The following is a 25,678-nucleotide window of genomic DNA, read 5'->3' as shown; positions in this document are numbered from 1 at the left end:
CTTTTATAAATCCACTTGAGGCATACGGCTTCGTATCGCGATTGTACTGGTAAATACCTGCCGCATTCGGCGGTCTTCGGGAGTTGTAGGCCCTTGATCATTAAAAGTATATGGCTGGGGCTCCTGAAGAATATTATCCTCTGGGGACACCAGGAGCAGCTCAACTTTAATAGCGATCAAATCATCCCAGTCTACAACCTCTGAAGCCGAGACAAACTCATCTGGCGCATCGTCACTATTGGTATCTACCCCATAAGTGAGTTGCATATTCTCTACCCCCTCCAGCAACTCTTGGGCCTCGCCATTTACTTCTCGGTAGAGACTGGGTTGCCCAGACGTTCCATTAGCCACATAGTAAAAAGTATTACTTGTTACCAGAACCTGTGCATCTTCTCCAAATTTATGGATATCTCCACCGTTTTCAAACTCATCATCCCAGTTGGCCACCTCATTTCCTGGCTCAAACCCACTCTCATCCGAATGGAAAATAGCAATCATTTCATCGCCACCGGCATCCGCGCCACTTTCAGAATCATCTTCGCCCCCAGAAGCTGAAGAATCGCTTGATGAATCCGTGTCAGACTCTTCATCCGGGCCACTTGTTATTTCGAAACCTGTGGCCTGGAAAACAAATATTTTTCGACAGTCAGCAAGTGTCACTATATCGCCTGCACAAAAGCCGCTATATTTATCTTCTCCCTCGGCACAGCCATCCTCCTCGACTCCAGTATTTTCAACGTATACTTTTTCTCCATCACTAATCGCTGCAACACCAACCGTTCTACCGTTGGCACTACGTATAGACAGAGCATCCGAGGTTTCCAGTCGATCTTCAGGGTAGTTATCATCCTTAACCCCGGCATCAACCCCCTTGATGGGTGTATCATAGCTGTAGAGCATTACCTCTTTTTCTTTAAGCAGGTTTTCATACGTCATGAATTTTCTTATTTCAGGATTAGAGAGGTTTGCACATCCCAAGTATCCAGCCATGCGGACATCTTCACTAAGAAAATCAATCGCCAAACGTCCACTTTCCTGAACTCGAGAAAGCCCCTGCTGGGTGGTGAAAGTCACTTTACTGGACAAAAATAGTTGTACTACCCCCGCCATTAAAACCAACCCCACAGTAATAGAGACCATTAGCTCTACTAGGGAAACCCCTCGCTGCTTATGCATTATCATTTCTTTAAATCCGTGTCATGTACTTAAAACTGGTTTTACCATCTGCACTACTTGCATCTTGCTCCCCCCAACGAATTGTCACAGTACAATTATTTTCATCATCACAACTTATACCACCAGTTCCCTCGGGCAACTTGTCTGCAAGAAGTCCCCTCCATTCAATCAAATCCTTTCCGGCTCTACTGGAACTTGTCGTCGGTGTCGTTGCGTTAACAGTTATTTCATAAGATGAAATGTTTGGGCGATTTGCTCTCATCCTTTCAAGGATGTCATAGGCGAACACGTTAGCCTGTGAGCGCATATAAGCGCTGTGATTATATTGCAGAGCTTTGTTTTGCAAGGCTGCCAGGCCCAGTAAAGATGTAGAGAGAATCAACACAGTGATCATTACTTCGATTAATGCAACACCACATTGTTTTGTTAATACTTTCATATAGGTATTACTCAGCAGCTGACCTTAGATACCGTAGCTATTCCAGACCCACTGACCATAATTGTGCGTGCACTGTTAGTGGTACAACCAGATACCTTTGAGTTAATCGTAGTCTGATTAAAGCGCCCTAAGGTACCCAAACTCGTGTACCGGATAAAGTTAGTGGCCGCCCCCTGCTCAACCGTAATTACCGCATTTTCATCAGCTTCCCAACTTCTTAGTACAGCACCTACATTAGGTGGAATAGTGTTATCATCGACAGCCACATCGACGAAAACTATCCAACCTTGCGACCATGTATCTGCTGCAGTGCAGCTAGCACCATCTGTGCTTGCACAAATAGAAACAGCTGCTCCACGTTTTACCGCTTCAGAACGCGCATAGCTCAAAGCACCAATAAATTCCTCTGAAAGCGCAATTGAACGATTATTGTTAATAGAGTTAGTAAAGCTTGGCATTGCAATACTGACTAAAATCGCCATCACCATAAGAGTGACCATTAGCTCGACTAAGGTAAATCCCCGCTGCCTGAAGTAATGTTTATGTTGAACTTGCTTATATCGCATTCACTTCTACTCGATCTGTACCAATAATTTGGTGTTTTCTTAACCGCCAGGCATCTAGATGGAAAACCTGCCTAGAGTTATATTCCCAAAAATAGCATTGCTGGTAGTTACCACACCAAGGTGATTCGACAAGTGGCAATTCCAGCAGATTCAATGGTCAAGAAACTGAGACCTGTTTCTAATAACCCATGGAGAGGGGATATGACTCAACAGGGCTTTACACTCCTCGAGTTACTGATCACCCTGGCGATATTATCGATACTTCTATTGATCGGTCTGCCAAGCTTTACACAAATGCTGCAAAACACTCAGCTGCAAACCGCAGCCGAGGAGTTTTTTGCTTCTGTGCAACTTACCCGCACCAATGCCATTACCCGTAATCAGCGGGTAACCATGCGCAATATGGGGAGCTGGGAGCAGGGTTGGGAGATATTTGCCGACATCGATAATGACGGGAATAGGGGTACTGATGAGGTGTTGATTCTTAGCAGTGGCCCGCAGGAAAAAGTCCGAGTTAAGACAAACAGACCAGTTGCAGATTATATTTCTTTTATTAGCACAGGGGAGAGCCGTAAGGTGGGCTCTCCTCAAGGGGCTCTTCAAATGGGAACGCTACATATCTGCAGCCAGGAAAATAGCGATGGAAAGGCCTTTATTCTATCCAGCGGTGGGCGAATGCGAATTGAGAAAGCAGATGAAAGTGATTGCTCATAATCCCACCTTCGCTTCAACCACCTCCATTTAGCGCAACTCCTTAGGCAGTGAAAAACGAATATTCTCCTCACGCCCATCCATCTCTTCGGGCAGGCTGGCGCCGAGCTTTTGCAGTTTGCCTATCACCTCTTGCACTAGTACCTCTGGAGCCGAGGCGCCGGCAGTGATGCCGATGGATTTTTTGCCGGTGAGCCAATCGGCATCAATATCTGCAGCGCCGTCGATCAATTTCGCATCAGCGCCGCAGCGCTCGGCCAATTCACGCAGGCGGTTGGAGTTGGAGCTATTGGGGCTGCCCACAACCAACACCATATCGCTCTCCAGGGCGAGCTGGCGCACGGCGTCCTGGCGGTTTTGGGTGGCGTAGCAGATGTCGTCCTTGCGTGGGCCGCGGATATTGGGGAAACGCTGGCGCAGGGCGTCGATCACACGGGCGGTGTCGTCCATAGAGAGTGTGGTCTGGGTTACATAAGCGAGGTTGTTCTCGTCTTTTACCTGTAGCCTTGCCACATCCTCCTCATCTTCGACCAGATAGATAGCACCACCGGCGGCACCATCGTACTGGCCCATGGTGCCCTCCACTTCCGGGTGACCAGCGTGGCCGATCAGTATGCACTCGGCGCCATCGCTGCTGAACTTACTGACTTCAATGTGCACTTTAGTAACCAGTGGGCAGGTGGCATCGAACACGCGCAGATTGCGATCCTCCGCCTCCTGCTGTACGGCCTTGGATACGCCGTGAGCACTGAAAATAACGATGACATCATCGGGCACTTCCGATAACTCATCCACAAATACGGCACCGCGCTCGCGCAGGCTCTCCACCACAAACTTATTGTGCACCACCTCGTGGCGCACATAGATGGGCGCTCCAAAAACATCCAGGGCGCGGTTGACGATATCAATCGCGCGGTCGACGCCGGCACAGAAGCCGCGGGGATTAGCCAGTCGGATTTGCATTTTTACTTCAGCACTCTTTCGATAACCAGTTCAAAGGGTGAAAAATTGCCCTATTGAATTGAATCCACTGCGATAATTTTTACGTGGAAGTTCAGCGTCTGCCCTGCCAAGGGATGATTGAAGTCAACGGTCACTTCATCTTCTTCAATCTCGCGAATTACTCCCGGCAATTCACCACTGCCATTGTCAAAAGACACCACCAAGCCAGGTTCCAGTTCAATATCTGGAGAAAAGCTATCGCGGCGAACCTTTTGCATATTGGCCGGGTTGCGCTGACCAAAACCCAGCTCGGGGGGAATTTCAATTTCCGCTTCATCGCCGGCCTTGAGACCAAACAGGGCTTTTTCAAAGCCCGGCAGGAGACTGCCATCCCCCACACTAAAAGAGGCGGGATCGCCTTTAAAGGTAGAATCCACTTCGGTACCGTCATCCAGCTTAAGGCTGAAATGCAGAGTTACGCGGCTGTGTTCGCCGATAACGCTATTACTCATGGTTCGTTAAACTTCCGCGTTATTTTTTGTCTTGTCGCCGTCTTTTTCTGCAAAGAAAAGCAACTCTATTACCAGCATGGCTGCGCCGATACTGATGCCCATATCCGCCACATTAAACACAGGGAAATGCCAACTGCCGTAGTACACGGAAATAAAGTCCCGTACATACCCCAGCAAAATACGATCCCACAGGTTACCTAGGGCGCCGCCAAGAATCAGGGCCAGGGCACAGGGTTCCCAGCGCTTTAGCGCTGGCAAACGCCACAGCCAAATAGTGACAACTATGCTAAAGACCATTGCGATCACGCCAAAAAACCACCGCTGCCAGCCCCCTGCATCAGACAGGAAGCTAAACGCTGCGCCGTAATTTTCCGCATAGGTAAACTGCAGAAACCCCGGAATTATTTGCACCGCTGGGCCGTGCATAAATTCACCCACGGCCCAAACCTTAGTGGCGACATCTAGAACCACAACAGCCAGGGCCAGCCAATACCAGCGCCAGGGATGGCCGAGCAGCAAATTGGTCTTAGGCATAGTGCCTTACCTCGCCTTTACCAGTCACGTTCTCTACACAGCGACCGCATATATCCGGGTAATCACTGTTCTCACCCACGTCTGCACGATAGTGCCAACAGCGCGCACATTTGGGGTGATCTACCTTACTCACACCAATTTTAAGGCCTTCAAGCTCGGTAGCCTCGGCGCCCCCCGCATCGCTGAGCGGCTGCACTGAAGTGGAGGAGCAAATCAGCACGAAGCGCAGCTCATTTTCCAGCTCGAGTAATTTCTCGCGCAGGTCATCATTGGCATATAGAGTAACCGCAGCCTGTAGGGATCCACCGATGGCTCCGGCTGCACGCTGCTCTTCCAATACCTTGTTTACCGCCGTTTTTACCTCGGCCATTACGGCCCAGTATTCTGCACCTTTATTGGCCTCTACCGGCAACTTGGGCAGTGGATACCACTCTTCAATAAAGACGCTATCGGCATTGTTACCTGGAATAAACTGCCACAACTCCTCAGCGGTAAAGCTCAGAATCGGTGCTATCCAGCGCACGAATGCCTGCACAATATGGTAGAGCGCACTCTGTGCCGAGCGGCGCGCGATACTGTCTTCCTTGGTGGTGTACTGACGGTCCTTGATAATATCCAGATAGAAACCACCCATTTCCACTACGCAGAAGTTATGCAATTTCTGGTAAATCTGGTGGAACTGGTAATTATCGTAGGCCGCCAAAATCTCGTCCTGCAGATGCGCAGCTTTATCCAGCGCCCAGCGATCCAGCGCCAGCAATTCATTTTCTGGCAACAGATCTTTCTGCGGATCGAAACCAGCCAGGTTCGACAGGAAGAAGCGCGCAGTATTGCGCAAGCGTCGATAAGAATCTGCGGTACGCTTGAGAATTTCGTCGGAAACGGCCATTTCCCCACTGAAGTCGGTGGCCGATACCCACAGTCGCAGGACATCTGCACCCAGCTTGTTGATCACATCCAGGGGGGCGACAGTATTGCCGATAGACTTCGACATCTTGCGTCCCTGGGCATCCACGGTGAAACCGTGGGTCAAAACCTGCTTATAAGGTGCACAGCCATTGATAGCGATGGAAGTCTTCAGGGAGGACTGGAACCAGCCGCGATGCTGGTCGGACCCTTCCAGGTAGAGATCGGCTGGGAAGCGCAGACCTTCGCGACGCTCCAACACGGCGTAATGGGTCACGCCAGAATCGAACCAGACATCGAGGGTATCGGTCACTTTCTCGTATTGATCCTCCTCATCACCAAGAAGATCACGAGCATCCAGATCAAACCAGACATCCATCCCTTTTTCGTCGACCAAAGCGGCCACTTTATCCATTAGTGCCGGGGACTCCGGGTGCAGCTCGTGAGTCTCTTTGTTCACAAACAGGGCAATAGGCACTCCCCAGGTACGCTGGCGAGAGATGCACCAGTCTGGACTGCCATTGAGCATGGAATCGATACGAGCCTTGCCCCAGCCAGGTATCCACAGCACGTCATCTGCCGCTTTCTGCGCCTGCTCCAGCAGGTCATTTTGCTGCATGCTGATAAACCACTGAGGTGTCGCACGGTAGATCAGTGGTGTCTTGGTGCGCCAGCAATGCGGGTAGCTGTGCTCCAGCTTGCCCTTATGCAGTAGCACACCGCGCTCCTCTAGTAATGCAACAATCTTGTCATCCACTTTATAAACATGCTCGCCGGCAAACAGCGGCACGTTGTCGCGGTAGACACCGTTATTATCAATGTAGTTTAGGGTTTCAATGCCGTAGCGCTTGCCTACCTGGAAGTCATCCGGGCCGTGGTCCGGGGCTGTATGCACACAGCCGGTACCGGCATCGGTGGTGACATGATCGCCGAGGACGATTGGCAGCAGCTTGTCGTAGAACGGGTGGTGTACTTTCAGGTGCTCGAGGGCGGCGCCACGAATGCGCCCCACAACTTCCCCTTCGAAGCCTGCGCGAGCTAGAACCGCATCCTTCAGCGCTTCCGCAACCAGCAAACGACGCTTGCCCGCCTGTACCACCACATATTCCAGTTCGCCGTTTACGGAAACCGCCTGGCTCGAGGGCAGAGTCCAGGGTGTTGTAGTCCAAATGACCACCGACAGCGGGCCCTCCCCCGCGTGGCCACCAGAGGCATCGGCTATGGCCAGATCCGCCTCTTCACTTACCGGGTAGCAGACGTCGATGGAATAAGAGGTTTTATCCTGATACTCCACTTCCGCTTCAGCCAGCGCAGAACCGCCCACCACACTCCAATACACAGGTTTGAAACCACGCGCCAGATGGCCATTTTTCACCACGCGGCCGAGCGCGCGAATAATATCGCCCTCAAACTGGAAATCCATGGTGCGGTAGGGGTTATCCCATTCGCCAAACACACCCAGACGTACAAAATCTTTCTTCTGCCCTTCCACCTGCTTGGCGGCATACTCGCGGCATTTCTGGCGGAAAGTCTTGTGATCCACTTTACTTCCGGCCTTGCCAATTTTTTTCTCTACGCGGTGTTCAATCGGTAAGCCGTGGCAGTCCCACCCAGGTACGTAGGGAGCATCGAAACCACTCAAGGTTTTCGACTTGATAATGATGTCTTTGAGAATCTTGTTAACTGAGTGACCAATGTGAATATCGCCATTCGCATAGGGAGGGCCATCGTGCAGAATAAACTGCTCGCGCCCGGCGCGCGCCTCGCGAATTTTTTCGTAGAGCTTGTTGTCCTGCCATTTTTTCAGAATTGCCGGCTCACGCTGCGGCAAATTGCCACGCATGGGGAAGTCGGTCTCAGGCAAATTCAGGGTCGCTTTATAATCAGTCATTGGATGTCTACTTCAGCTCTAGTAGAAAAATAAATTAGGTCGTCTCAGTTTATGGATGCGGTCGAGGGTTTTGTTTAAACCACTGCCGGGCATTATCGATATCCTCGGCGATACGAGCCTTGAGAATATCCAACGAGGCGAACTTCTCCTCGTTGCGCAACTTGTGGCAGAACTCTACGGCGAGTTCCCGCCCGTAGAGATTGCCATTGAAATCAAACAGGTTTACCTCCAGCAAAGGACGCGCGCCCTCCCCCTCTACAGTGGGGCGAAATCCCACATTGGCTACGCCATCTATCTCTCGGCGCCCACTGGCGAGTTCAGAACTATCGGTGGCGGTGGTACGCACCGTATAAACGCCAACCAAGGGGGAGCGATAGCGATGCAGGCGCACATTGGCCGTGGGCGCACCCAGCTGACGGCCGAGTGAACGCCCAGGCGCTACCCTGCCGGTTATCTTGTAGGGCCGCCCCAAGAGGGCCTCAGCCAACTGGAAATCGCCGTCCTGTAAGGCTTCGCGAATACGGGTACTGCTGACCCTAGCACCGCGTATTTCCAAAGTCGCGGTATCTTCCACGCTGAAGCCGCTCTGCGTACCCATCTTTTGCAGGAGTTCGTAGTCACCACTGCGGTCGCAGCCAAAGCGAAAATCATCGCCAACCACCAGGTGGCGAATGCCCAGGCCGTCGAGCAATATCCGCTGGATAAAAGCCTCGGCACTGAGTCCGCGCAGGGTTTCATTAAACTGCAGGCACAAAACCCGATCCACGCCCGCATCGAACAGTGCCAGCACCTTTTCCTTGAAACGCATCAAGCGCGCGGGAGCTTTCTCACCAGAAAAGAATTCGTGGGGCTGGGGTTCAAAAATAATGGCCACCGAGGGAAGGCCCCACTCCAGCGCGCGCTGTTGCAGCTGGGCAATAATTGCCTGGTGACCGAGATGTACACCATCGAACGAGCCGATCGTCGCCACGCATCCCCGGTGGCGGGGGCGCAGGTTGTGCAACCCGCGAATTAGTTCGCGCTCCTGGGCCAAAACGATCTTCCCATCCTCATAAAATCGAGCCGCACAGTATAGCGGATTCCCACCGGGCGGCCAGTGGCTACTGGCCCCGTGCGATAAACGTCATTACGGAGCTTATAGTTAGTAGCTAGTAGCGAGCTAGCTTGTAGCGCGGAAGTGACGCGGGCGCAGGCCTGAAACAAATAGGGCCAGAAGATAGGCCGAGCCTCCTGCGGCCACTATCACCCCCATACGCCAGGCACGTTCGAACCAGCCCCAAGCACTCCAGGCCTCCCAGACGTGGAGAAGCCCCATCAACACAGCCACCATCGCCAAGTTGGCAGCGAGTAATCGCAACAGATAGCGCCCCCAGCCAGCCTCGGGTACGTATACGTCGTCCCTACGCAAGCCCTTGTACAACAGCCAGGCATTGATCGCCGCCTGGCAGGCAGTAGCCAGCGCCAAACCCATATGGCCAAGCTTAAAATAATGATTCAACGGAATAACAAACAGGAGGCTCAGCACCATCTTGGCTGAAATCGCAATCAAACCGAAACGCACGGGTGTATAGGTATCCTGGCGGGCGAAATAGCCAGGCGCCAACACTTTGATCAACATAAAAGCCAACAGCCCCAGGGCATAGGCCCTCAGGGACCAGGCCGCCATCTGCATGTCGCGGGGCTGCATCTGGCCGTACTGAAAGAGTGTGGTCAACAGTGGCTCAGCCAGCACCACCAATGCTACCGCCGCGGGCAGGGAGATAAGCGTGACACTGCGCAGCGCCCAGTCGAGGGTATGGCGGAATCGACGCGGATCCCCATCACTGTGCAGACGCGACAGGCTCGGCAATATCACCGTGGCCACAGCCACACCAAATACACCCAGCGGTAATTCGGTCAGGCGATCGGAAAAATACAGCCAGGAAACACTGCCGCTGGGCAGGAATGAGGCCAACAGGGTATCCAGCACCAGGCTGATTTGTGTGACTGAGACGCCAAAAATCGCCGGGGCCATCAAGCGCAGGATTTTACGGACCCCCGGATGGCTCCAATCCCACTTGGGCCTTGGCAGTAACCCCTCGCGCGCCAAAAAAGGCAACTGGAATAGCAGCTGCACCACCCCGGCGAAAAGCACACCCCAGGCCAGGGCCAGAATCTCTGGTTCGAACCAAGCCGTACCCACCGTTGCCGCACCGATCAAAACCAGATTCAGCATGATCGGCGTCAATGCCGGGATAGCAAAGCGGTCGAAACTATTCAGAATGGCCCCGGTGAAGCCCGCCAAAGAAATCAGCATCAGGTAGGGAAAAGTAATTTGCAGCATACCGGCGGCAAGATCGAACTTCTCTCTTTCGCTGCCGTCCCACCACCAGCCAAAAGCAAAAATTCCGGTCACTATTGGCGCGCACAACACGCCAAATAGAGTAACCAGTAACAGGACACCGCCGAGCGCACCCGCGACCCGGTCATTCAGTGCTCGCGCTGCGGCAATTCCGCCCTTTTGGCGATACTCCGCAAGAACCGGCACAAATGCCTGGGCAAAAGCGCCCTCAGCAAACAAGCGGCGGAAAAAGTTGGGGATTTTGAAGGCCACAAAAAAGGCATCGGCGGCGTCCCCTGCCCCGGCAAAGCGCGCTAGTGCCATATCCCGAGCCAGGCCGGCAACCCGGGACAGCATAGTCGCAGCCCCCACCACCGAGCTGCCGCGCAGAAGTCTGGACGTACCGGATTTTTCAGTGGGTTGGTCTTGGGTTGGGGGCAACTGGGACAACGCTGTGACTCCTGGATTTGGGCGAGACCTGCTGGCCGGCAAGTCTACCGCAATTCCACGGAAACCATGGAGATATGGGTAATTGTGTGCTCCTACGACCTGGAGCCCGCGAGCCTATACTAGCTGTGAGCTAGTTACGCGTCCCACGGAACCGGTGGCGCGGGGAGAAGACAGGATGACCATTAACGCTTTGATTATTGCCCTGGCACTGGCGATTGTGCTTTACATTGCGATAATGCGCGGCCCCCGCCCACAGCGAGTTCGTGTCCGCGTAGATTCGCCCCGCGACCGGCGCTATCACCGCCTGAAATAACAGGACACCACCGGTTGCCACATTTCGCCACAATTGCGCGGTAGTTTGCCACTACTGCGCCCCGCCAGCGCCACCTTGGAGCTTTTTAATAACACTCAAACGGGCCAAACACACAGCCCACCGAGTAAAAAAGAAAGCCTCCAAGGAGAGTAGCAATGAAAAAAGCATTACTGGTTGCAGCCCTGACTTCCCTGATCGCCTCTGGTACCCAGGCGAATGAACTCAATGAATCAAAACTGACCCCGGCCAAACAGGCCACGGTCTTTACCACGGCAGCCGTTGCCGGTGCCGCTGTAGGGGGCCCAGTCGGATTTATCGCCGGTGCAATCGGCGGTGCCTGGCTCGGCGAACAGGTCAAGCAAGCAGAAGAGGCAGATATGCTGGCAACACAACTGACAGAGAGCCGTGCAGAGCTCAGCAACCTGGCACAGCAACTGGATGCGGCTCGACTGTCCGCGAATGATGCCAGTCAAGTGGCACTGGATTCACTGCAATTCCAGATGTTATTCACCACCGGAGAAGATGAGCTTCAGGCCACCCAGCTTCAACAGCTGAATGCCATGGCTGACTTTCTGAAACGTCACCCCCATCTGCAGATTCATCTTGAGGGACATGCCGACCCAAGGGGCAGCGATGGTTACAACAACGTACTGTCCGACCAGCGCGCCCTGAGTGTTGAGCAGGCACTGATCTCCCTGGGCATCGACGCCTCCCGAATCAGTCGTCAAGCCATGGGGGCCACCTACTCCCAGGCACCCAAAGGGGATGTTGACGCCTATGCCATGGAACGTCGCGTGGATATCCGCTTCTCTCTGCCGGAAGCCATGGCCGGACACTTCTAAAGACTGCCAAGCCCCACGGCAAAACGCCGCGATGGACTACAAATCCTCGCGGCTGCGCAAGGCGACTTCAAATCGCTGTTGCACCTAGTCGCATATATATAAGCGGATTACAAATACGCCAAAACTCTCCCCCTGAAAGAAACCCTGTTGTTTGCGGGCCATTTGTGCCCGCCTTTTTGCCAATAAGCTGCAATTTCGTGCATGATTCTCCGCCACAAAAGAAGCCGTCGGAATCAACCATGAGTGCAACTATCGCTATTGTCGAAGACGAGCGCGCCATCGCCGAAAATTACCGCGATGCACTGCGCCGCAGTGGTTATCGAGTCGATCTCTACAGCGCAAGGATTGAGGCCATGGAGGCTTTTCGCCAGCGACTGCCAGATCTTGCCGTTATCGACGTCGGGTTGGGTAGCGAAGTAGAAGGCGGCTTTGAGCTGTGCAGGGAGCTGCGTGCCATGGCCCCCAGCTTGCCGATTCTGTTCCTCACCGCCAGGGATTCCGAGCTGGATATTATTTCCGGCCTGCGTCTCGGCGCCGACGACTACCTCACCAAGGATATCTCCCTACCCCATATGCAGGCGCGTATCAACGCGTTGCTGCGCCGGGTCAGCGTACTACGCGATCAGGGCAATGAAGGAGAAAGCCTGACCCAGGGTAAGCTGGAGCTGGATATCTCCCGATTGCACTGCCACTGGAACGGGCTGGCAGTGGACCTCACTGTCACAGAATTCTGGATAGTCCACGCCCTGGCCAAACGCCCCGGACATGTGAAATCCCGCAGCCAGTTAATGGAGGCCGCTCGAGTAGTTTTGGACGACAACACCATTACTTCCCATGTAAAGCGGATCCGCAAGAAATTTCAGGCCCTGGATAGTGAATTTAACGCTATAGGCACGGCTTATGGCATGGGATATCGCTGGCAACTTTAATAGCCCTTACAGCGGATAACCCTAACAGCACACCTGCCGGCCCACAGTATTTCGAGAGCTCATACATGAAACTTCGCCGTCAACTCCTGCTGGTGAGCCTTGTGGCGCTGGCCCTGCCTTGGGCAGGCTGCCAATACCTCCGCCAGGTGGATGCGGCACTGGCACAGGGCCAGTTGCAGGCCCTTGAGGCCACAGCTGCGGCGATTGCCGCGCGCCTGGCAAGCGCCCCGCAGTTGATCGCTCCAGACCCTGCACGCCACGCGCGACCACCGGGCAGCCAACTCTACCTCAATCCACTTTCCCACCCTCCGGTCGTGGATGGCTACGGAGATGACTGGCGCACCTGGGAGCTCACACCTAGGGAACTGCTCAATGAGCAGCTCATGCCCCAGGCGCAAATCACCCTCGGCCAGTTTGAGGATCAGATTTACCTGCTATTAACAGTCAGTGATGAGACCCCCGCTTACCGAGACCCTCGCACAAATCTGCTTGCGGGAGGGGATACTGTCGAGCTGTTTACCAGCGGGCGCCATTACTTGTTGCCGGTGGCGAGCCGGGGCCCGGTCGAGGCTTTGTGGCACAACCCACGCGAAGGTGATTACCAACGCGAACTACGCCTGCGCGGGCGTTGGACCACCTCACCCAAAGGGTATCAACTAGAGCTCACCCTTCCCTATGCACTCACCGGTGGCGGCCTGTCCATTCGAGTACAGGACCGCGCCAATAGCAACGGTGCGACACCAATCCACAGCGCCAACACCCTTCCCGCCGATGGCCAACCGGGGCGTTTAGTTGCCCCGCTGCCTGAACTACAGAAAGAACTCGATCACTTTGCCCGCCCAGGCTTGCGCCTGGCAGTCGTAGATAGCGAGGGATTCCTGCTTGCCAGTAACGGCCAACCACAAGAGATTAATGTGGAGGAGAGCGCACCTCGGCCCTGGCTGCGCAGCTGGATTTACCGCAAGTTACTCGCCAGAGAAGAGCTACCAAAACTGCCCGAAAATGATCTGCCTCTCAGCAGCGGTATAGGGCGCGATACTGCAGAGCAGTGGTTTGGCGGGCCACTGCAGTCGCGTATTGGCGCAGTCAGTGTGCCCGTGATTACCCGAGCTGATGAAGTCATAGAGCGGCCACTACTGGGACGGGTACTCGTACTGCAATCCGCCGAGGTCATGCAATCGGTAACTGAGGGCGCCGCGCACCGGCTATGGCTGATTAGCTGTGCGGCAGCGGCAACCGCACTGCTGTTTTTACTGGGCTACGCCAGCTGGCTGTCGTGGCGTATTCGCAAACTGCACCGCGCCGCACGCAATGCAATCGACAGTAACGGCAAATTGCGCGGCAACTTCCCCCGTTCCTCCGCCAGTGATGAACTGGGCGCACTTAACCGCGCCTTTGCCAGCCTTCTGGGAGAGCTGGACCAGTATCACCAATACCTGCGCACCCTTGCCAGTAAGCTGTCCCACGAGCTGCGCACACCTCTCGCGGTGGTGCGCTCCTCCCTCGACAATCTCTCCGCAGGCGAACTGGATGAAGATAGCCGTCGCTATGCCGAACGTGCGATGGATGGCAGTGCCCGCCTATCCGGAATCCTCAACAGTCTCTCCGCAGCCAGCAACCTGGAAGCCAGTATTCATCAGGCAGAGCGAGAGCGCTTTGACTTGGCAGATCTGCTGGAAGTCATGGTGCAATGCTACAGCGATGCCCACCCTCGCCACCGCTTTTCACTGAACAAACCCGACGGCGAGCTTTTCTGCGAGGGGGCCCCGGAGCTATTGGCACAGCTTTTAGATAAACTGGTAGATAATGCCTGCAGCTTCGCCCCAGAGGGCAGTGAGATCCAGCTTTTAGCTCGAAGTGAAAAGGGCGGCTACCTGATCAGTGTGAGTAACGATGGCCCACTGCTACCCAATGGCTATGCTCACAAGCTGTTCGATTCACTGGTATCGGTGCGCAAGGAGGGTGACAACGCCGGGCATTTGGGCCTTGGGCTCCATATCGCTAAGTTGATCGCTGACTTTCACCAGGGCCGCCTGGAGGCCCGAAATCGTGTTGATAATAGCGGAGTAGAGTTCAGCCTGAAGCTGCCGAGCCGCTAACCTAGCACCGGTATTGAAAGTAAAGCGCAAGGCGTCTGCGCAGATGGTTGACAAACAACCAGCTGTGGGGATAATGTCGCGTCCCGATCGGGCCCCAGGGCCTGTTAGTTACAGATTTATAGATTCCAGACAGGAGCAACCGGTGGCCAACTCACCTCAAGCGAAGAAACGCGCGCGCCAAAACGACAAGCGCCGCAAGCACAACGCCAGTCTGCGCTCCATGGTGCGCACCTACATCAAGAAGGTAGTTGCGGCCATCGATGCCGGCGATGCGGAAAAAGCAAAAACTGCATACGCAGAAGCGGTTCCCGTTATTGACCGTATGGCAGACAAAGGCATTATTCACAAGAATAAAGCCGCTCGTCATAAGAGCCGCCTGAACGCTCAGGTTAAAGCTCTGGCCGCCTAATTCCTTAGGTAGCAGACATAAAAAAACCCCGCATTGCGGGGTTTTTTTATGTCTGAAAGTCGGAACTACCACTACAGCAAGATAAGGTTATCCCGATGTATCAGCTCGTCATCATCACGATAGCCGAGCAGGTCGACAAAGCGCTCCGATGACTGGCCGAGAATCCTGGCACTCTCACTACTATCGTAATTCACCAGGCCGCGGGCGACCTCTTGTCCCGCACTATTACGGCAAGAAACCAAGTCTCCCCGGTGAAAGCGACCCTGCACCTCAGTCACCCCAACGGATAGCAGGCTTTTGCCGCCATCGCGCAACGCCTTCTCAGCACCATTATCGAGAGTGAGGCTGCCGCGGACCTGCAGCTGCCCGGCAAGCCAGCGTTTGCGCGCTGCCAGGGGGCCCGCCTCAGGCAGCAGGAGAGTACCCAAGGCCTCCCCCTTCCATACCCGTGTGACTACTTCCTTCCTGGCACCTCCCGCAATCACGGTGCAGGCTCCAGAGCGAGCGGCCAGTTGTGCCGCGCGCACCTTGGTGGTCATACCACCGCGCCCGAGGCCACTGCGGGAGTCTCCTGCCATTCCCAGCAGCCTGGAATCCAATGCCGACGCCTCACCAATTAGCTCCGCATCGGGGTTATCGCGGGGATCCTCGGTAAAGAGTCCGTCGGCATCGGTCAAAATCAGCAGGGTATCCGCCTCCACAAGATTCGCCACTAACGCCGCCAGAGTATCGTTATCCCCAAAACGTATCTCATCGGTTACGACGGTATCGTTTTCATTGACGATCGGTACAGCCCCCAAAGAGAGCAGAGTTCGCAACGTACTGCGCGCATTGAGATAGCGGGTGCGATTGGAGAGATCATCGTGATCCAGCAAAATCTGGGCACTGCGGATATCGAAGCGGCCAAAAGCCTGCTCGTAAACCTGCACCAGATGGCTCTGCCCGACCGCTGCGGCGGCCTGCAGCTGATGGATCGATTCCGGCCTGCGATGCCAGCCGAGGCGATCCATACCCGCGGCAACCGCCCCAGAGGAAACCAACACCACTTCAACGCCCTGCTGACGCAATTCGGCGATCTGTGCCACCCAGGCGGAAATGGCCACACTATTGACGCCGCGACCATTGTCAGTGAGCAAGGCACTGCCAATTTTCACCACCCAGCGCCGCCCCTTAGAAAGCCCCCTGCGGGACATTGATACGGAGCCCATACTTCCCCCTGGACACCGGCCCCTCGGGGCCTATCGAGTGATCAATTTATTTGCCGAAAAGAGCGGGAGCCGACTGAAATTCTACCCGACGGCAAGGGCATGCCGCCGGAAAGGTACAATTCAAGGGCGGTACTCGATATCGACATCGTGGTCGTCATCATCCCAGTCTTCATCATCATCCACCAGGCCCTTCGCAGCCTTGCGCTTGGCGCGGTGGCTCTCCCGCAACTCCTCAATGCGCTCGCGGGCTTCGCGCTGCATCTGGCGCTGCGCCTCCAGCTCGGCCTCGGCCAACTCCGGATCGCGATCTTCCTGTTCTTGACGGTCTTCCAGGTAGTCCATCAAACGACCACTGAGTACATCGGTGCCTTCACCGCGTATAGCCGCCACGCGGAATACCGGCCCCTTCCAATTCAACGCATCCACAACCGACTGACAGCGCTCTTCCAGCTCAGCAGCCGGCACCAGATCAGTCTTATTCAGCACCAGCCAGCGCTCGCGACCAGCCAGAGTGCTACTAAAAGTAGCCAGCTCACGCTCGATGGCGCGGGCATTCTCCACTGGGTCTGAACCGTCAAATGGCGCCAAATCCACCAGGTGCAGCAACACTCGGCAGCGGGTTAAGTGTTTGAGGAACCGGATACCCAGACCCGCTCCTTCCGCTGCCCCCTCAATCAATCCCGGAATATCGGCAATCACAAAACTGCGGTGCTTCTGCACCTGTACCACCCCCAGGTTTGGCACCAAGGTCGTGAAGGGGTAATTGGCCACCTTGGGCTTAGCTGCAGATACCGCCCGAATAAACGTAGACTTGCCAGCATTGGGCAACCCCAGCATCCCCACATCTGCGAGCACCTTCAGCTCCAGCTTCAGGTTGCGGAACTCACCCTCAGAACCATTAGTGGTCTGGCGGGGGGCCCGGTTGGTACTGGACTTAAAGCGTGTGTTACCCAGGCCATGAAAGCCTCCCTGGGCGACCAGCAGGCGTTCACCCGCCCGGGTCATATCGCCGATGGCCTCGCCAGTATCCACGTCAATCACGGTTGTACCCACGGGCACTTTCAAGACAAGGTCTTCGCCCTTGCCCCCGGTACAATTGCGCCCGCGGCCGGGCTGACCACTTTCAGCGGCATAGCGGGGCTGGTAACGGTAGTCTACCAGGGTGTTAAGGGAGTCATCGGCCTCCAAATAGACGGAACCGCCATCGCCGCCGTCACCACCATCCGGGCCACCTTTTTCTACAAACTTTTCTCTGCGGAAGCTCAGGCAGCCATTGCCACCCTTACCCGCCTGCACAAAGATGGGCGCCTCATCGACAAACTTCATAATCACTCCACCGCCACAGCGGTTGTCTCATCCGGTGCGCACATATTCGCACCTACCATCATATTCATCATACCAGCCGACAAGCCGCCCCACGCAGGCACCTGCCACCCCAGCTTCCCGTCACTGTACTATCGGGACTTTTCCAACAAAAAAGCCCCGCAATAGCGGGGCTTTTTATGAAGCTAGGGCTTGTGACCGCTTAAGCAGTTTCGATAGAAACGAACTTGCGGTTATTGGGGCCTTTAACTTCGAACTTCACAACGCCGTCCGCGGTGGCGAACAGGGTGTGATCTTTGCCCATACCAACGTTAACACCGGCGTGGAACTTGGTGCCACGCTGACGAACGATGATGTTGCCTGCTGCTACAGACTGGCCGCCAAAGCGCTTCACGCCCAGGCGTTTACTCTCGGAATCGCGACCATTTCGCGTACTACCGCCAGCTTTCTTATGTGCCATGAGTCGTTACTCCTCTCTTATGCCTTGATGCCAGTGATTTTAACTTCGGTGTACCACTGACGGTGGCCCTGGCGCTTCATGGAGTGCTTACGACGACGGAACTTGATGATTCTCACCTTCTCGCCGCGGCCGTGGCTTACCACTTCAGCAGATACTTTAGCGCCGTCTACAACGGGAGCGCCGATGTTGATTGTGTCGCCATCAACGACCATCAGCACTTTGTCGAAATCGATGGTTTCGCCAGTAGCTACTTCCAGCTTTTCCAGGCGAAGTACTTCACCTTCTTCTACACGGTGTTGCTTGCCACCGCTCTCAATAACAGCGTACATATTTCTATGCTCCGATATGGACGACACGAAGCAGCGGGAGGACTATTAAGTCACTGCTCCGCATTTCGGGAGCTTGCGCCGTGTTGTTTAACATCTATTTCGCCGGCGGTACCATCGGCTCTAAAAACCGCGGAGCCCACAATCGACGGGGCGCAGATTCTAATCAATTCGCCGGGTTGATACAATAGCGGCCCTCCGCCGCCCGAGCCTTCGGCGGCGCTTGTCTAGTCGTATTAAGGAACTCTCAAATGCTGCCTTTTCACCGGGTCGCCGCCGAAGACTTTGCCGCGGTCAACCAGCGTATTCTCGACCAACTGCACTCGGATGTCCCCCTGGTGGAAAATATAGGCCACTACCTGGTTGAGGCCGGCGGCAAGCGCCTGCGCCCCCTATTAGTGCTGCTTTGTGCCAGGGCCTGCAACTACCGAGGTGAGAGCCATATTGATCTGGCCACCATTATCGAATTTATCCACACCGCCACCCTACTTCATGACGATGTGGTGGACACCTCCGATATGCGCCGCGGCCGCCTTACCGCCAATGCCAAATGGGGCAATGCACCCAGCGTCCTGGTGGGAGACTTTCTATACTCCCGTGCCTTCCAGATGATGATTGCCCTGCAGGACATGCGCATCATGGCAATCCTCTCTGACACCACCAATACCATTGCCGAAGGTGAAGTACAGCAGCTGGTAAACGCCGGCGACCCAGAGGTCAGCGAAGAAAACTACTTCAGTGTAATTTACAAGAAAACCGGAGCGTTGTTCGAATCGGCCTGTGAGACCGCCGCCGTTTTGGCCGACTGTTCCGCCGAGGAACAAAATGCCCTGAAGCTGTATGGACGCCATTTAGGCCTCGCATTCCAGCTGGTGGATGACGCCCTGGATTATCGAGGCAACCCGGAAGAACTAGGCAAAAATGTCGGCGACGATCTTGCGGAGGGCAAGCCTACACTGCCCCTGATCTACACCATGGCCAATGGCAGCCAAAACCAGGCGGCTCTGGTAAAGGAGGCAATTGAACAGCGCAGTGCAGCAAAGCTGGTAGAAATTGTCGAGGCTATTGAGGCCTGCGGAGCACTGGATTACACCATGGAGCGGGCCCGCGCTGCCGTGGAGGATGCCAAAACTCAGCTGGATTTCCTACCCGAGAGTGATCAAAAAACCGCACTACAACAACTAGCCAGCTTTGCCGTGGAGAGAAATGTCTAGCAAGCTCGGAGTATCGTCCTAGCCCTAGATACGAGAAGGCCAGATGTCGTAAACCAGCACCCATTAAAAAAGCCCCATAAATGGGGCTTTTTTAATTTCAAAGCGGCAGCTCATGAAGCCTATTCAGAGCTGATCAGGAAATCATGAACGAATCAGCTTGAGTAGCTCTTCGGTCTTCTCACGCATCAAAGCCTTATCCCCGCGGGACTCAACATTGAGGCGAATCACTGGTTCAGTATTGGACATGCGTAAATTAAAGCGCCACTCGGCATAAGCCACACTCAGACCATCCACATGCTCGACACTGAGTGCATCTGCACCATACTTTTCCTCTGCAGCTTTAATAACCGCTGCCGCATCCTGCACCTTGGAATTGATCTCACCCGAGCAGGGGAAAGCTGCCATGCGCTCTCCGACCAACTGGGACAGAGTCTTACCGCTTCGGCTGACCAGCTCTGCCACCAACAACCAGGGGATCATGCCACTATCGCAGTAAGCGAAGTCACGGAAATAATGGTGTGCACTCATCTCGCCACCATAAATCGCATCTTCTTTGCGCATACGCTCCTTGATAAAGGCATGGCCAGTTTTACTTTGAACCGGCTCCCCCCCAGCAGTACGCACAATATCTTCCGTATTCCACAACAGGCGCGGATCGTGAACTACTTTGGCGCCTTTGTGCTTCACCAGGAAGGCCTCCGCAAGCAGGCCGACCACATAGTAGCCCTCGATAAAATCGCCGTTCTCATCGAAGAAGAAACAGCGATCAAAGTCACCGTCCCAGGCAATACCAAAGTCAGCACCACTCTCCCGCACCGCCTCTGCAGTCGAAGCGCGGTTTTCCGGCAGGAGTGGGTTGGGAATCCCATTGGGGAAGTTGCCATCTGGCTGATGGTGCACCCGCACAAACTCAAACGGCAAGTGCGGCGCCAGCGCATCGACGACGGCACCCGCACCACCATTGCCCGCATTGACCACCAACTTAAGGGGCTTCAGGGCTTTGCTATCGACATAGCCAAGCAAGTGCTTCACAAAATCTGCACGGTGCTCAAAACGCTGCAGGCTCCCGCGCTCCGCAACAGGGGCAAAATCATTCTCTTCCGCCAAGCGTTTGATATCGAGCAAACCGGTATCGCCACTAATCGGCCTACTACCCGCGCGAACAAACTTCATGCCGTTGTAATCCATGGGGTTATGGCTGGCGGTCACACAGATACCACCATCAAAATCACCATGGAAAGTGGTGAAATACACTTCTTCAGTGCCGCACTCACCAATGTGGAAGACATCGGTACCAGCGTCGCGCAAACCATTCACCAGGGCGTCTGTCAGCTCACCACTGGTAAGTCGAATATCATGGCCAACCACGACACGTTTCGCCCGCAGAAATTGGGCAAATGCCCGCCCCACCCGATAAGCCACTTCGGTATTCAGCTCATCAGGCACGCGGCCGCGCAAATCATAGGCTTTAAAGCAGGTCAGCTCTGACACTTATTTTTTCTCCTGGGCGGCCTGTTCCGGCAGATACACATTTTCAAAGACGTGGTTAGTGGCCTCAATAAACCCTTCCACCGAGCCACAGTCAAAGCGCCGCCCCTTAAAGGCGTAAGCAAGAACACAACCCTGGCGCGCTTGGGTCAGCAACGCATCGGTAATTTGCACTTCCCCATTTTTGCCCGGCGGAGTATCGCGGATCAGATCAAAAATATCCGGGGTAAGGATATAGCGGCCGATAATCGCCTTATTACTTGGCGCATCTTCAGCAGCCGGTTTTTCCACCATATCCGTTACCTGATACAGACCCGGCTTGATTTCATTGCCCGCAATCACACCAAACTTATGAATCTGCTCCATCGGCACCTCCTCGACGGCAACGATCGAACAGCGGAACTGCTTATAGAGCTGCACCATTTGCGAGAGCACACCCAGGTCATCATTTAGGCACAGGTCATCCGCCAGCACTACCCCAAATGGCTCATCTCCCACCAGGCGGCGCCCCTGCAATATCGCATCACCCAAGCCGCGCATTTCACCCTGGCGGGTATAGGAAAAGCTGGCGCTGTCGATCACCTGTCGAACGGAATCCAGGTAGCGCTCTTTACCAGTCCCGGCAATCTGGTGTTCTAGCTCGTAATTGGTATCGAAGTGATCTTCGATGGCACGCTTGCCACGTCCAGTGACGAATCCTATCTCTGTCAGGCCCGCCTCGATAGCCTCTTCCACACCGTATTGCACCAGCGGTTTGTTCACCAGCGGCAGCATTTCTTTCGGCATCGCCTTGGTGGCTGGCAGAAAACGGGTGCCGTAACCGGCAACCGGGAATAAACATTTCTTGAGCATTATGCTCCCCCATGATCTAAAAACGAGCGCTCCCCCGCACTCGGCGGGAACCTAACATAGCTAAAAAGAGAGTTCACTTACAAAGGATGACGCCAAATTCCTCTGATGTGTCAGCGCTCTACACAATTGATCATATAAGATGTTGTGAAAGTAATTACTACGACAGTCACAAAAATAATTTTGACTGACTGGACAAGCGACACACAGCGCTTAGAATGCCCGCTCTTACAAAAACGCTCAACATAAGTTGCGTAACCACCCACAATCGGGGAGAAGATGAGTAATTTTGTTCAAAAAAGTAGCTACGACAGAGAGGAGCTACTGACCTGCTCCACTGGTGAGATGTTTGGCCCAGGCAATGCCCAATTGCCGGCCCCCAATATGCTGATGCTGGACCGTATCACCCATATATCAAAAGAAGGGGGAGCCTTTAACAAGGGGGAGCTGATCGCCGAGCTGGACATCCACCCCGATCTCTGGTTTTTCGAGTGCCATTTCCCCGGTGACCCGGTAATGCCCGGCTGCCTGGGCCTGGATGCCATGTGGCAGCTGTTGGGCTATTTCCTTGCTTGGAAAGGCAACCCAGGACACGGTCGCGCCCTCGGTTGTGGCGAAGTCAAATTTACCGGCCAAATACTTCCTACCAGCAAGAAAGTGACCTATCACATTCAGTTGAGCCGGGTTGTTGAGCGAAGACTGGTCATGGGGATCGGCGACGGTACAGTATCTGTAGATGGGCGTGAAATTTACACCGCGAAAGATCTTCGCGTAGGCTTATTCACCCGTACCGACAATTTCTAACCCCATGAAACCAATACCGGTAGAAACCATAAAGGCCTCTGCCAACAAGTAATGCTGGAGATCACTATGCGTCGGGTAGTCATTACCGGGATGGGCATCACATCCTGTATCGGTACTAACACAAAAGAAGTTACCGAGTCCTTGAGAGCAGGCCGCAGCGGCATTCGCTTTCAAGAAGAGTACAAAGAACTGGGCCTACGCAGCCAGGTAGCAGGGCCTGTCGATATCGATTTCAAGGAACACATCGACCGCAAACAACTGCGCTTTATGGGGGATGCCGCCGCCTATGCCTATATTGCTATGCGCGAGGCTATCGAAATGTCCGGTATGGAGGAGAGCGACATCTCCAACCCCCGCACCGGTATTGTGATGGGATCGGGCGGCACCTCCACTCAGCAGATTATTGATGCCGCCCATACTCTCAAGGAAAAGGGGGTTCGCCGCGTCGGCGCCTACCGAGTTCCCCAGGTGATGAACAGCACTGTTTCCGCCTGCCTAGCCACTCCCTTTAAAATCAAGGGCGTGAACTACAGCATTTCCTCCGCCTGTGCCACCAGCGCTCACTGCATTGGCCACGGGGCCGAGCTAATCCAGATGGGCAAGCAGGATGTTATCTTCGCCGGTGGTGGTGAAGAACTCGCCTGGAGCCTCACTCATCTGTTCGATGCCATGGGCGCTCTTTCGAGTAAATACAATGACGAGCCAACCAATGCCTCGCGCCCCTATGATGCCGATCGCGATGGTTTTGTCATCGCCGGTGGTGGTGGGTGCCTGATTCTGGAAGAGATGGAGCATGCCCTCGCTCGCGGAGCAACCATTTATGCCGAACTCACCGGCTATGGCGCCACTTCCGATGGATACGACATGGTAGCCCCGAGTGGTGAAGGCGCAGTGCGCTGCATGCAGCAGGCTCTCGCGGGCATGGATGGCAAAGGGCTCCAAGGCAGTGTGGATTACATCAACACCCACGGTACCTCAACCCCGGTTGGCGATATCGCAGAACTGAAAGCCATGGGCGAAGTTTTTGCCGGCAAAGTGCCCCCATTTGCCTCCACAAAATCCCTGACCGGACACTCCCTGGGAGCCGCCGGTGTGCAGGAGGCGATCTACAGCCTACTAATGATGCAAAACAACTTTATTGCCGCTTCCGCGAATGTGGATCACCGAGATCCTGCGGCAGAAGGGATGGACCTAGTCACAGAGTTGCGTGAATGCGAGATTAAACGTGCCATGTCCAACAGTTTTGGCTTCGGCGGCACCAATGCCTGCCTGGTATTCGATAAGGTATAGAGCTGCAGACTCAATCTAAACAAAAAAGGGCGCCAAATTGGCGCCCTTTTTTGATAGCAAGACTATTCATGCCGCTCCGCATCCAGGCGCTCCAACCACAATTCCACCTGCCTGGTCAGGCCCTGTCGCCAGCTATGCTGCTGTATACCGAAGACATCGCGCAGCTTACCGCAGGCTAATACTACCCCCTTGTCCCTTTGGTCCGGCCCGGTTTCCAGCGCACTGAATTGTGCAAACCTACCCTCGTCGTAGAGTGACTGGGCTCGCTCCACAACCTCAAGGGCAAACTCTACCGCAGTACAGCTATCCGAGCTGCCGTAATGATAGATCCCTCGAGCCTCAGCACCACTGGCCAGCTGCTGCGCTACGGCAACGGCAACGCGAGCCAAATCCAAAGCAGTGACGGGATTACCACTATTGCACCCATCCAGCGCGACTGGCTCGCCAGTGATGAAGCCGCGCAGTACCCGCCCAAGCAAAGCATCTGGATTGCTATCCACCAGCCAGCCAAAGCGCAGAATAGTCAGGTTTTCGTGGCCGGCCAGGGCCTCCTCACAGGCCAGCCATTGCCGTCCACTGCGAGCCTGCGGTGCCGCTACTTCGTCCTCGTCATATTTTCTCGGTTCACCACCGGCAAAGACCGCATAGGAAGAGAGATGAATAACATGTCGGCAGGAACATTGTGCCAGCGCCTTGGCGACCTGCAGCGCCTCTGGCATCCCCTGGTCATCCGCGCATGCCGATGCATTGATAACAATAGAGGCGGGACGCAACTTATCGAGTTCAGAGGGCCCAAGTTGCTGAATGCGAAAGCCAGCGCGCTGCAGGCGTTTCTGCAGCGCGTTGTCGATATCGTTTCCGGCGCGAATTAACGCAACCCGGTCCGGCTTGTATCCGGTATGTAGATCAGACACAGGGCAGGCCTGCTTTAGAAGGGAATATCGTCGTCGAAGCTGTTATCGAAACCACCGGCAGGGCCCTGGCTTGGTTGCTGTGCGGGCTGCTGTTGGTTACCGGGCGCTGGGCGTCCCTGATTACCCTGCTGGTAGCCACCTTGTTGGAAGCCGCCCTGCTGTTCGTAACCACCCTGGCCGCCCTGATGACCACCCATCTGGCCGCCCATTCCGGCTGCACCCATTGCGGCACCGCCCATGCCCTGACCGAAGCCACCCTGCTCTCCTCGGCCATCGAGCATTTGCATCTCACTGGCGACAATCTCGGTAGTGTAACGATCCTGACCGCTACTCTTATCCTGCCACTTGCGCGTGCGCAGTGAGCCCTCAACATAGACCTTGGAGCCCTTGCGCAAGTACTCGCCGGCGATCTCAGCCAGGCGATTAAAAAATACTACACGGTGCCATTCGGTGCGCTCCTGTTGCTGACCAGTCTGCTTGTCCTTCCAGCTCTCACTGGTGGCCAGGCTGACGTTGGTCACCGCACCACCGCTCGGCATATATTTGGTCTCCGGGTCGTTACCCAGGTTGCCGATTAAAATTACTTTGTTGATACCCCTGGCCATGGCCCTCTCCTCTCTTCGACCCGGGTCCCACCCGGAGCAATAATCATTCAATAATTAACTACAAGGTGCGGTTTCACACGCACTTTTAGTCTGTAAACAGGCAGCCGCCCACAGCGACAACCAGTGTATTTTTATACAGCAGCATACAACAGACATCC

26 protein-coding genes are annotated in these 25,678 nt (G+C 54.7%); 9 read left to right on the top strand and 17 right to left on the bottom strand.

Annotation, left to right across the window (positions count from 1 at the left end; genetic code table 11):
• Positions 1–3 precede the first annotated feature (3 nt).
• The 3 genes from ACJJID_RS20270 to ACJJID_RS20260 are packed head-to-tail and all read right to left on the bottom strand — an operon-like array spanning position 4 to position 2,181.
• Positions 4–1,176: a PilW family protein gene (locus tag ACJJID_RS20270; RefSeq protein ID WP_444920979.1), complete on the bottom strand. Its 1,173-nt coding sequence runs from the start codon at positions 1,174–1,176 to the stop codon at positions 4–6.
• 10 nt (positions 1,177–1,186) lie between these two features.
• Positions 1,187–1,615, bottom strand: coding sequence for a type IV pilus modification protein PilV (gene pilV, locus ACJJID_RS20265; RefSeq protein ID WP_444920978.1), 429 nt, complete (start codon positions 1,613–1,615; stop codon positions 1,187–1,189).
• 11 nt (positions 1,616–1,626) lie between these two features.
• On the bottom strand, positions 1,627–2,181 hold the full coding sequence (locus tag ACJJID_RS20260) for a GspH/FimT family pseudopilin (RefSeq protein WP_444920977.1): 555 nt from the start codon (positions 2,179–2,181) through the stop codon (positions 1,627–1,629).
• 201 nt (positions 2,182–2,382) lie between these two features.
• Between ACJJID_RS20260 and ACJJID_RS20255 the strand changes: the two genes are divergently transcribed.
• Positions 2,383–2,895 (top strand): GspH/FimT family pseudopilin, encoded by a 513-nt coding sequence (locus ACJJID_RS20255; protein ID WP_444920976.1) that lies wholly within the window; start codon positions 2,383–2,385, stop codon positions 2,893–2,895.
• Between the two features lie 27 nt (positions 2,896–2,922).
• On the opposite strand, the gene ispH is transcribed toward ACJJID_RS20255, so the two are convergent.
• The 6 genes from ispH to murJ form a co-directional block, all read right to left on the bottom strand.
• Positions 2,923–3,855 (bottom strand): 4-hydroxy-3-methylbut-2-enyl diphosphate reductase, encoded by a 933-nt coding sequence (ispH, locus tag ACJJID_RS20250; protein ID WP_444920975.1) that lies wholly within the window; start codon positions 3,853–3,855, stop codon positions 2,923–2,925.
• Positions 3,856–3,905: 50 nt separating this feature from the next.
• Positions 3,906–4,346 carry an FKBP-type peptidyl-prolyl cis-trans isomerase gene (locus tag ACJJID_RS20245; RefSeq protein ID WP_152451225.1) on the bottom strand — a complete coding sequence of 147 codons (441 nt, stop codon included), beginning with the start codon at positions 4,344–4,346 and terminating at the stop codon, positions 3,906–3,908.
• Between the two features lie 6 nt (positions 4,347–4,352).
• Positions 4,353–4,880, bottom strand: a complete 528-nt coding sequence (gene lspA, locus ACJJID_RS20240) for a signal peptidase II (protein WP_444920974.1) — start codon at positions 4,878–4,880, stop codon at positions 4,353–4,355.
• Positions 4,873–7,677: an isoleucine--tRNA ligase gene (ileS, locus tag ACJJID_RS20235; RefSeq protein ID WP_444920972.1), complete on the bottom strand. Its 2,805-nt coding sequence runs from the start codon at positions 7,675–7,677 to the stop codon at positions 4,873–4,875. Before ileS ends, lspA begins: the two co-directional genes overlap by 8 nt.
• A gap of 49 nt (positions 7,678–7,726) precedes the next feature.
• Positions 7,727–8,710 carry a bifunctional riboflavin kinase/FAD synthetase gene (ribF, locus tag ACJJID_RS20230; RefSeq protein ID WP_444920971.1) on the bottom strand — a complete coding sequence of 328 codons (984 nt, stop codon included), beginning with the start codon at positions 8,708–8,710 and terminating at the stop codon, positions 7,727–7,729.
• Positions 8,711–8,836: 126 nt separating this feature from the next.
• Positions 8,837–10,447: a murein biosynthesis integral membrane protein MurJ gene (murJ, locus tag ACJJID_RS20225; RefSeq protein ID WP_444920970.1), complete on the bottom strand. Its 1,611-nt coding sequence runs from the start codon at positions 10,445–10,447 to the stop codon at positions 8,837–8,839.
• A gap of 175 nt (positions 10,448–10,622) precedes the next feature.
• On the opposite strand from murJ, the gene ACJJID_RS20220 reads away from it, so the two are divergent.
• The 5 genes from ACJJID_RS20220 to rpsT all read left to right on the top strand — a co-directional run bounded on the left by ACJJID_RS20220 (position 10,623) and on the right by rpsT (position 15,039).
• Complete coding sequence (locus ACJJID_RS20220) at positions 10,623–10,760, top strand: hypothetical protein (protein ID WP_172975300.1); 138 nt, start codon at positions 10,623–10,625, stop codon at positions 10,758–10,760.
• 155 nt (positions 10,761–10,915) lie between these two features.
• Positions 10,916–11,602, top strand: coding sequence for an OmpA family protein (locus tag ACJJID_RS20215; protein WP_444920969.1), 687 nt, complete (start codon positions 10,916–10,918; stop codon positions 11,600–11,602).
• Between the two features lie 239 nt (positions 11,603–11,841).
• The gene (gene pdsR, locus ACJJID_RS20210; RefSeq protein WP_152451215.1) at positions 11,842–12,531 is read left to right on the top strand and encodes a proteobacterial dedicated sortase system response regulator; all 690 of its coding nucleotides are present in this window, start codon (positions 11,842–11,844) and stop codon (positions 12,529–12,531) included.
• Positions 12,532–12,596: 65 nt separating this feature from the next.
• Positions 12,597–14,630, top strand: coding sequence for an ATP-binding protein (locus tag ACJJID_RS20205; protein ID WP_444920968.1), 2,034 nt, complete (start codon positions 12,597–12,599; stop codon positions 14,628–14,630).
• Between the two features lie 142 nt (positions 14,631–14,772).
• The gene (gene rpsT, locus ACJJID_RS20200; protein ID WP_226648798.1) at positions 14,773–15,039 is read left to right on the top strand and encodes a 30S ribosomal protein S20; all 267 of its coding nucleotides are present in this window, start codon (positions 14,773–14,775) and stop codon (positions 15,037–15,039) included.
• 71 nt (positions 15,040–15,110) lie between these two features.
• Here rpsT and proB read toward each other — a convergent pair whose 3' ends face one another.
• From proB to rplU, 4 genes are all read right to left on the bottom strand, one after another.
• Positions 15,111–16,232, bottom strand: coding sequence for a glutamate 5-kinase (proB, locus tag ACJJID_RS20195; protein ID WP_444922658.1), 1,122 nt, complete (start codon positions 16,230–16,232; stop codon positions 15,111–15,113).
• 135 nt (positions 16,233–16,367) lie between these two features.
• Complete coding sequence (cgtA, locus tag ACJJID_RS20190) at positions 16,368–17,573, bottom strand: Obg family GTPase CgtA (protein WP_444920967.1); 1,206 nt, start codon at positions 17,571–17,573, stop codon at positions 16,368–16,370.
• A 199-nt stretch (positions 17,574–17,772) separates the two neighbouring features.
• Entirely contained in the window at positions 17,773–18,030 is a 258-nt protein-coding gene (gene rpmA, locus ACJJID_RS20185; RefSeq protein WP_073277572.1) for a 50S ribosomal protein L27, read from the bottom strand.
• Positions 18,031–18,047: 17 nt separating this feature from the next.
• Entirely contained in the window at positions 18,048–18,359 is a 312-nt protein-coding gene (gene rplU / locus ACJJID_RS20180; protein ID WP_152451207.1) for a 50S ribosomal protein L21, read from the bottom strand.
• A 248-nt stretch (positions 18,360–18,607) separates the two neighbouring features.
• Here rplU and ispB point away from each other — a divergent pair, with 248 nt between their 5' ends.
• The gene (ispB, locus tag ACJJID_RS20175; protein ID WP_444920965.1) at positions 18,608–19,570 is read left to right on the top strand and encodes an octaprenyl diphosphate synthase; all 963 of its coding nucleotides are present in this window, start codon (positions 18,608–18,610) and stop codon (positions 19,568–19,570) included.
• A gap of 141 nt (positions 19,571–19,711) precedes the next feature.
• Here ispB and ACJJID_RS20170 read toward each other — a convergent pair whose 3' ends face one another.
• Both ACJJID_RS20170 and galU read right to left on the bottom strand, forming a co-directional pair.
• Entirely contained in the window at positions 19,712–21,061 is a 1,350-nt protein-coding gene (locus ACJJID_RS20170; RefSeq protein WP_444920964.1) for a phosphomannomutase, read from the bottom strand.
• A complete protein-coding gene (galU, locus tag ACJJID_RS20165; protein ID WP_444920963.1) occupies positions 21,062–21,910 on the bottom strand; it encodes a UTP--glucose-1-phosphate uridylyltransferase GalU in 849 nt (282 codons plus the stop codon). It abuts the gene before it with no gap.
• 276 nt (positions 21,911–22,186) lie between these two features.
• On the opposite strand from galU, the gene fabA reads away from it, so the two are divergent.
• Complete coding sequence (gene fabA / locus ACJJID_RS20160; protein WP_152451199.1) at positions 22,187–22,711, top strand: 3-hydroxyacyl-[acyl-carrier-protein] dehydratase FabA; 525 nt, start codon at positions 22,187–22,189, stop codon at positions 22,709–22,711.
• 66 nt (positions 22,712–22,777) lie between these two features.
• Positions 22,778–24,001, top strand: a complete 1,224-nt coding sequence (gene fabB, locus ACJJID_RS20155) for a beta-ketoacyl-ACP synthase I (RefSeq protein ID WP_444920962.1) — start codon at positions 22,778–22,780, stop codon at positions 23,999–24,001.
• Positions 24,002–24,063: 62 nt separating this feature from the next.
• On the opposite strand, the gene ACJJID_RS20150 is transcribed toward fabB, so the two are convergent.
• Together ACJJID_RS20150 and ssb are read right to left on the bottom strand one after the other, a co-directional pair.
• Positions 24,064–24,915 (bottom strand): sugar nucleotide-binding protein, encoded by an 852-nt coding sequence (locus tag ACJJID_RS20150; RefSeq protein ID WP_444920961.1) that lies wholly within the window; start codon positions 24,913–24,915, stop codon positions 24,064–24,066.
• Between the two features lie 14 nt (positions 24,916–24,929).
• Positions 24,930–25,520 carry a single-stranded DNA-binding protein gene (gene ssb / locus ACJJID_RS20145; RefSeq protein WP_152451193.1) on the bottom strand — a complete coding sequence of 197 codons (591 nt, stop codon included), beginning with the start codon at positions 25,518–25,520 and terminating at the stop codon, positions 24,930–24,932.
• Positions 25,521–25,678: the final 158 nt, after the last annotated feature.

The sequence above is a fragment of the Microbulbifer sp. CnH-101-G genome (genome assembly GCF_052466775.1).
Note: the sequence above shows the minus strand (reverse complement) of the source record. Positions and strands in the feature narration are given on the sequence as shown.

Coding starts and splice junctions, on each gene's coding strand:
- ACJJID_RS20270 (WP_444920979.1), bottom strand. CDS start 1,176: ATGCATAAGCAGCGAGGGGTTTCCCTAGTAGAGCTAATGGTCTCTATT.
- pilV (WP_444920978.1), bottom strand. CDS start 1,615: ATGAAAGTATTAACAAAACAATGTGGTGTTGCATTAATCGAAGTAATG.
- ACJJID_RS20260 (WP_444920977.1), bottom strand. CDS start 2,181: ATGCGATATAAGCAAGTTCAACATAAACATTACTTCAGGCAGCGGGGA.
- ACJJID_RS20255 (WP_444920976.1), top strand. CDS start 2,383: ATGACTCAACAGGGCTTTACACTCCTCGAGTTACTGATCACCCTGGCG.
- ispH (WP_444920975.1), bottom strand. CDS start 3,855: ATGCAAATCCGACTGGCTAATCCCCGCGGCTTCTGTGCCGGCGTCGAC.
- ACJJID_RS20245 (WP_152451225.1), bottom strand. CDS start 4,346: ATGAGTAATAGCGTTATCGGCGAACACAGCCGCGTAACTCTGCATTTC.
- lspA (WP_444920974.1), bottom strand. CDS start 4,880: ATGCCTAAGACCAATTTGCTGCTCGGCCATCCCTGGCGCTGGTATTGG.
- ileS (WP_444920972.1), bottom strand. CDS start 7,677: ATGACTGATTATAAAGCGACCCTGAATTTGCCTGAGACCGACTTCCCC.
- ACJJID_RS20220 (WP_172975300.1), top strand. CDS start 10,623: ATGACCATTAACGCTTTGATTATTGCCCTGGCACTGGCGATTGTGCTT.
- ACJJID_RS20215 (WP_444920969.1), top strand. CDS start 10,916: ATGAAAAAAGCATTACTGGTTGCAGCCCTGACTTCCCTGATCGCCTCT.
- pdsR (WP_152451215.1), top strand. CDS start 11,842: ATGAGTGCAACTATCGCTATTGTCGAAGACGAGCGCGCCATCGCCGAA.
- ACJJID_RS20205 (WP_444920968.1), top strand. CDS start 12,597: ATGAAACTTCGCCGTCAACTCCTGCTGGTGAGCCTTGTGGCGCTGGCC.
- proB (WP_444922658.1), bottom strand. CDS start 16,232: ATGTCCCGCAGGGGGCTTTCTAAGGGGCGGCGCTGGGTGGTGAAAATT.
- cgtA (WP_444920967.1), bottom strand. CDS start 17,573: ATGAAGTTTGTCGATGAGGCGCCCATCTTTGTGCAGGCGGGTAAGGGT.
- rpmA (WP_073277572.1), bottom strand. CDS start 18,030: ATGGCACATAAGAAAGCTGGCGGTAGTACGCGAAATGGTCGCGATTCC.
- rplU (WP_152451207.1), bottom strand. CDS start 18,359: ATGTACGCTGTTATTGAGAGCGGTGGCAAGCAACACCGTGTAGAAGAA.
- ispB (WP_444920965.1), top strand. CDS start 18,608: ATGCTGCCTTTTCACCGGGTCGCCGCCGAAGACTTTGCCGCGGTCAAC.
- galU (WP_444920963.1), bottom strand. CDS start 21,910: ATGCTCAAGAAATGTTTATTCCCGGTTGCCGGTTACGGCACCCGTTTT.
- fabA (WP_152451199.1), top strand. CDS start 22,187: ATGAGTAATTTTGTTCAAAAAAGTAGCTACGACAGAGAGGAGCTACTG.
- fabB (WP_444920962.1), top strand. CDS start 22,778: ATGCGTCGGGTAGTCATTACCGGGATGGGCATCACATCCTGTATCGGT.
- ssb (WP_152451193.1), bottom strand. CDS start 25,520: ATGGCCAGGGGTATCAACAAAGTAATTTTAATCGGCAACCTGGGTAAC.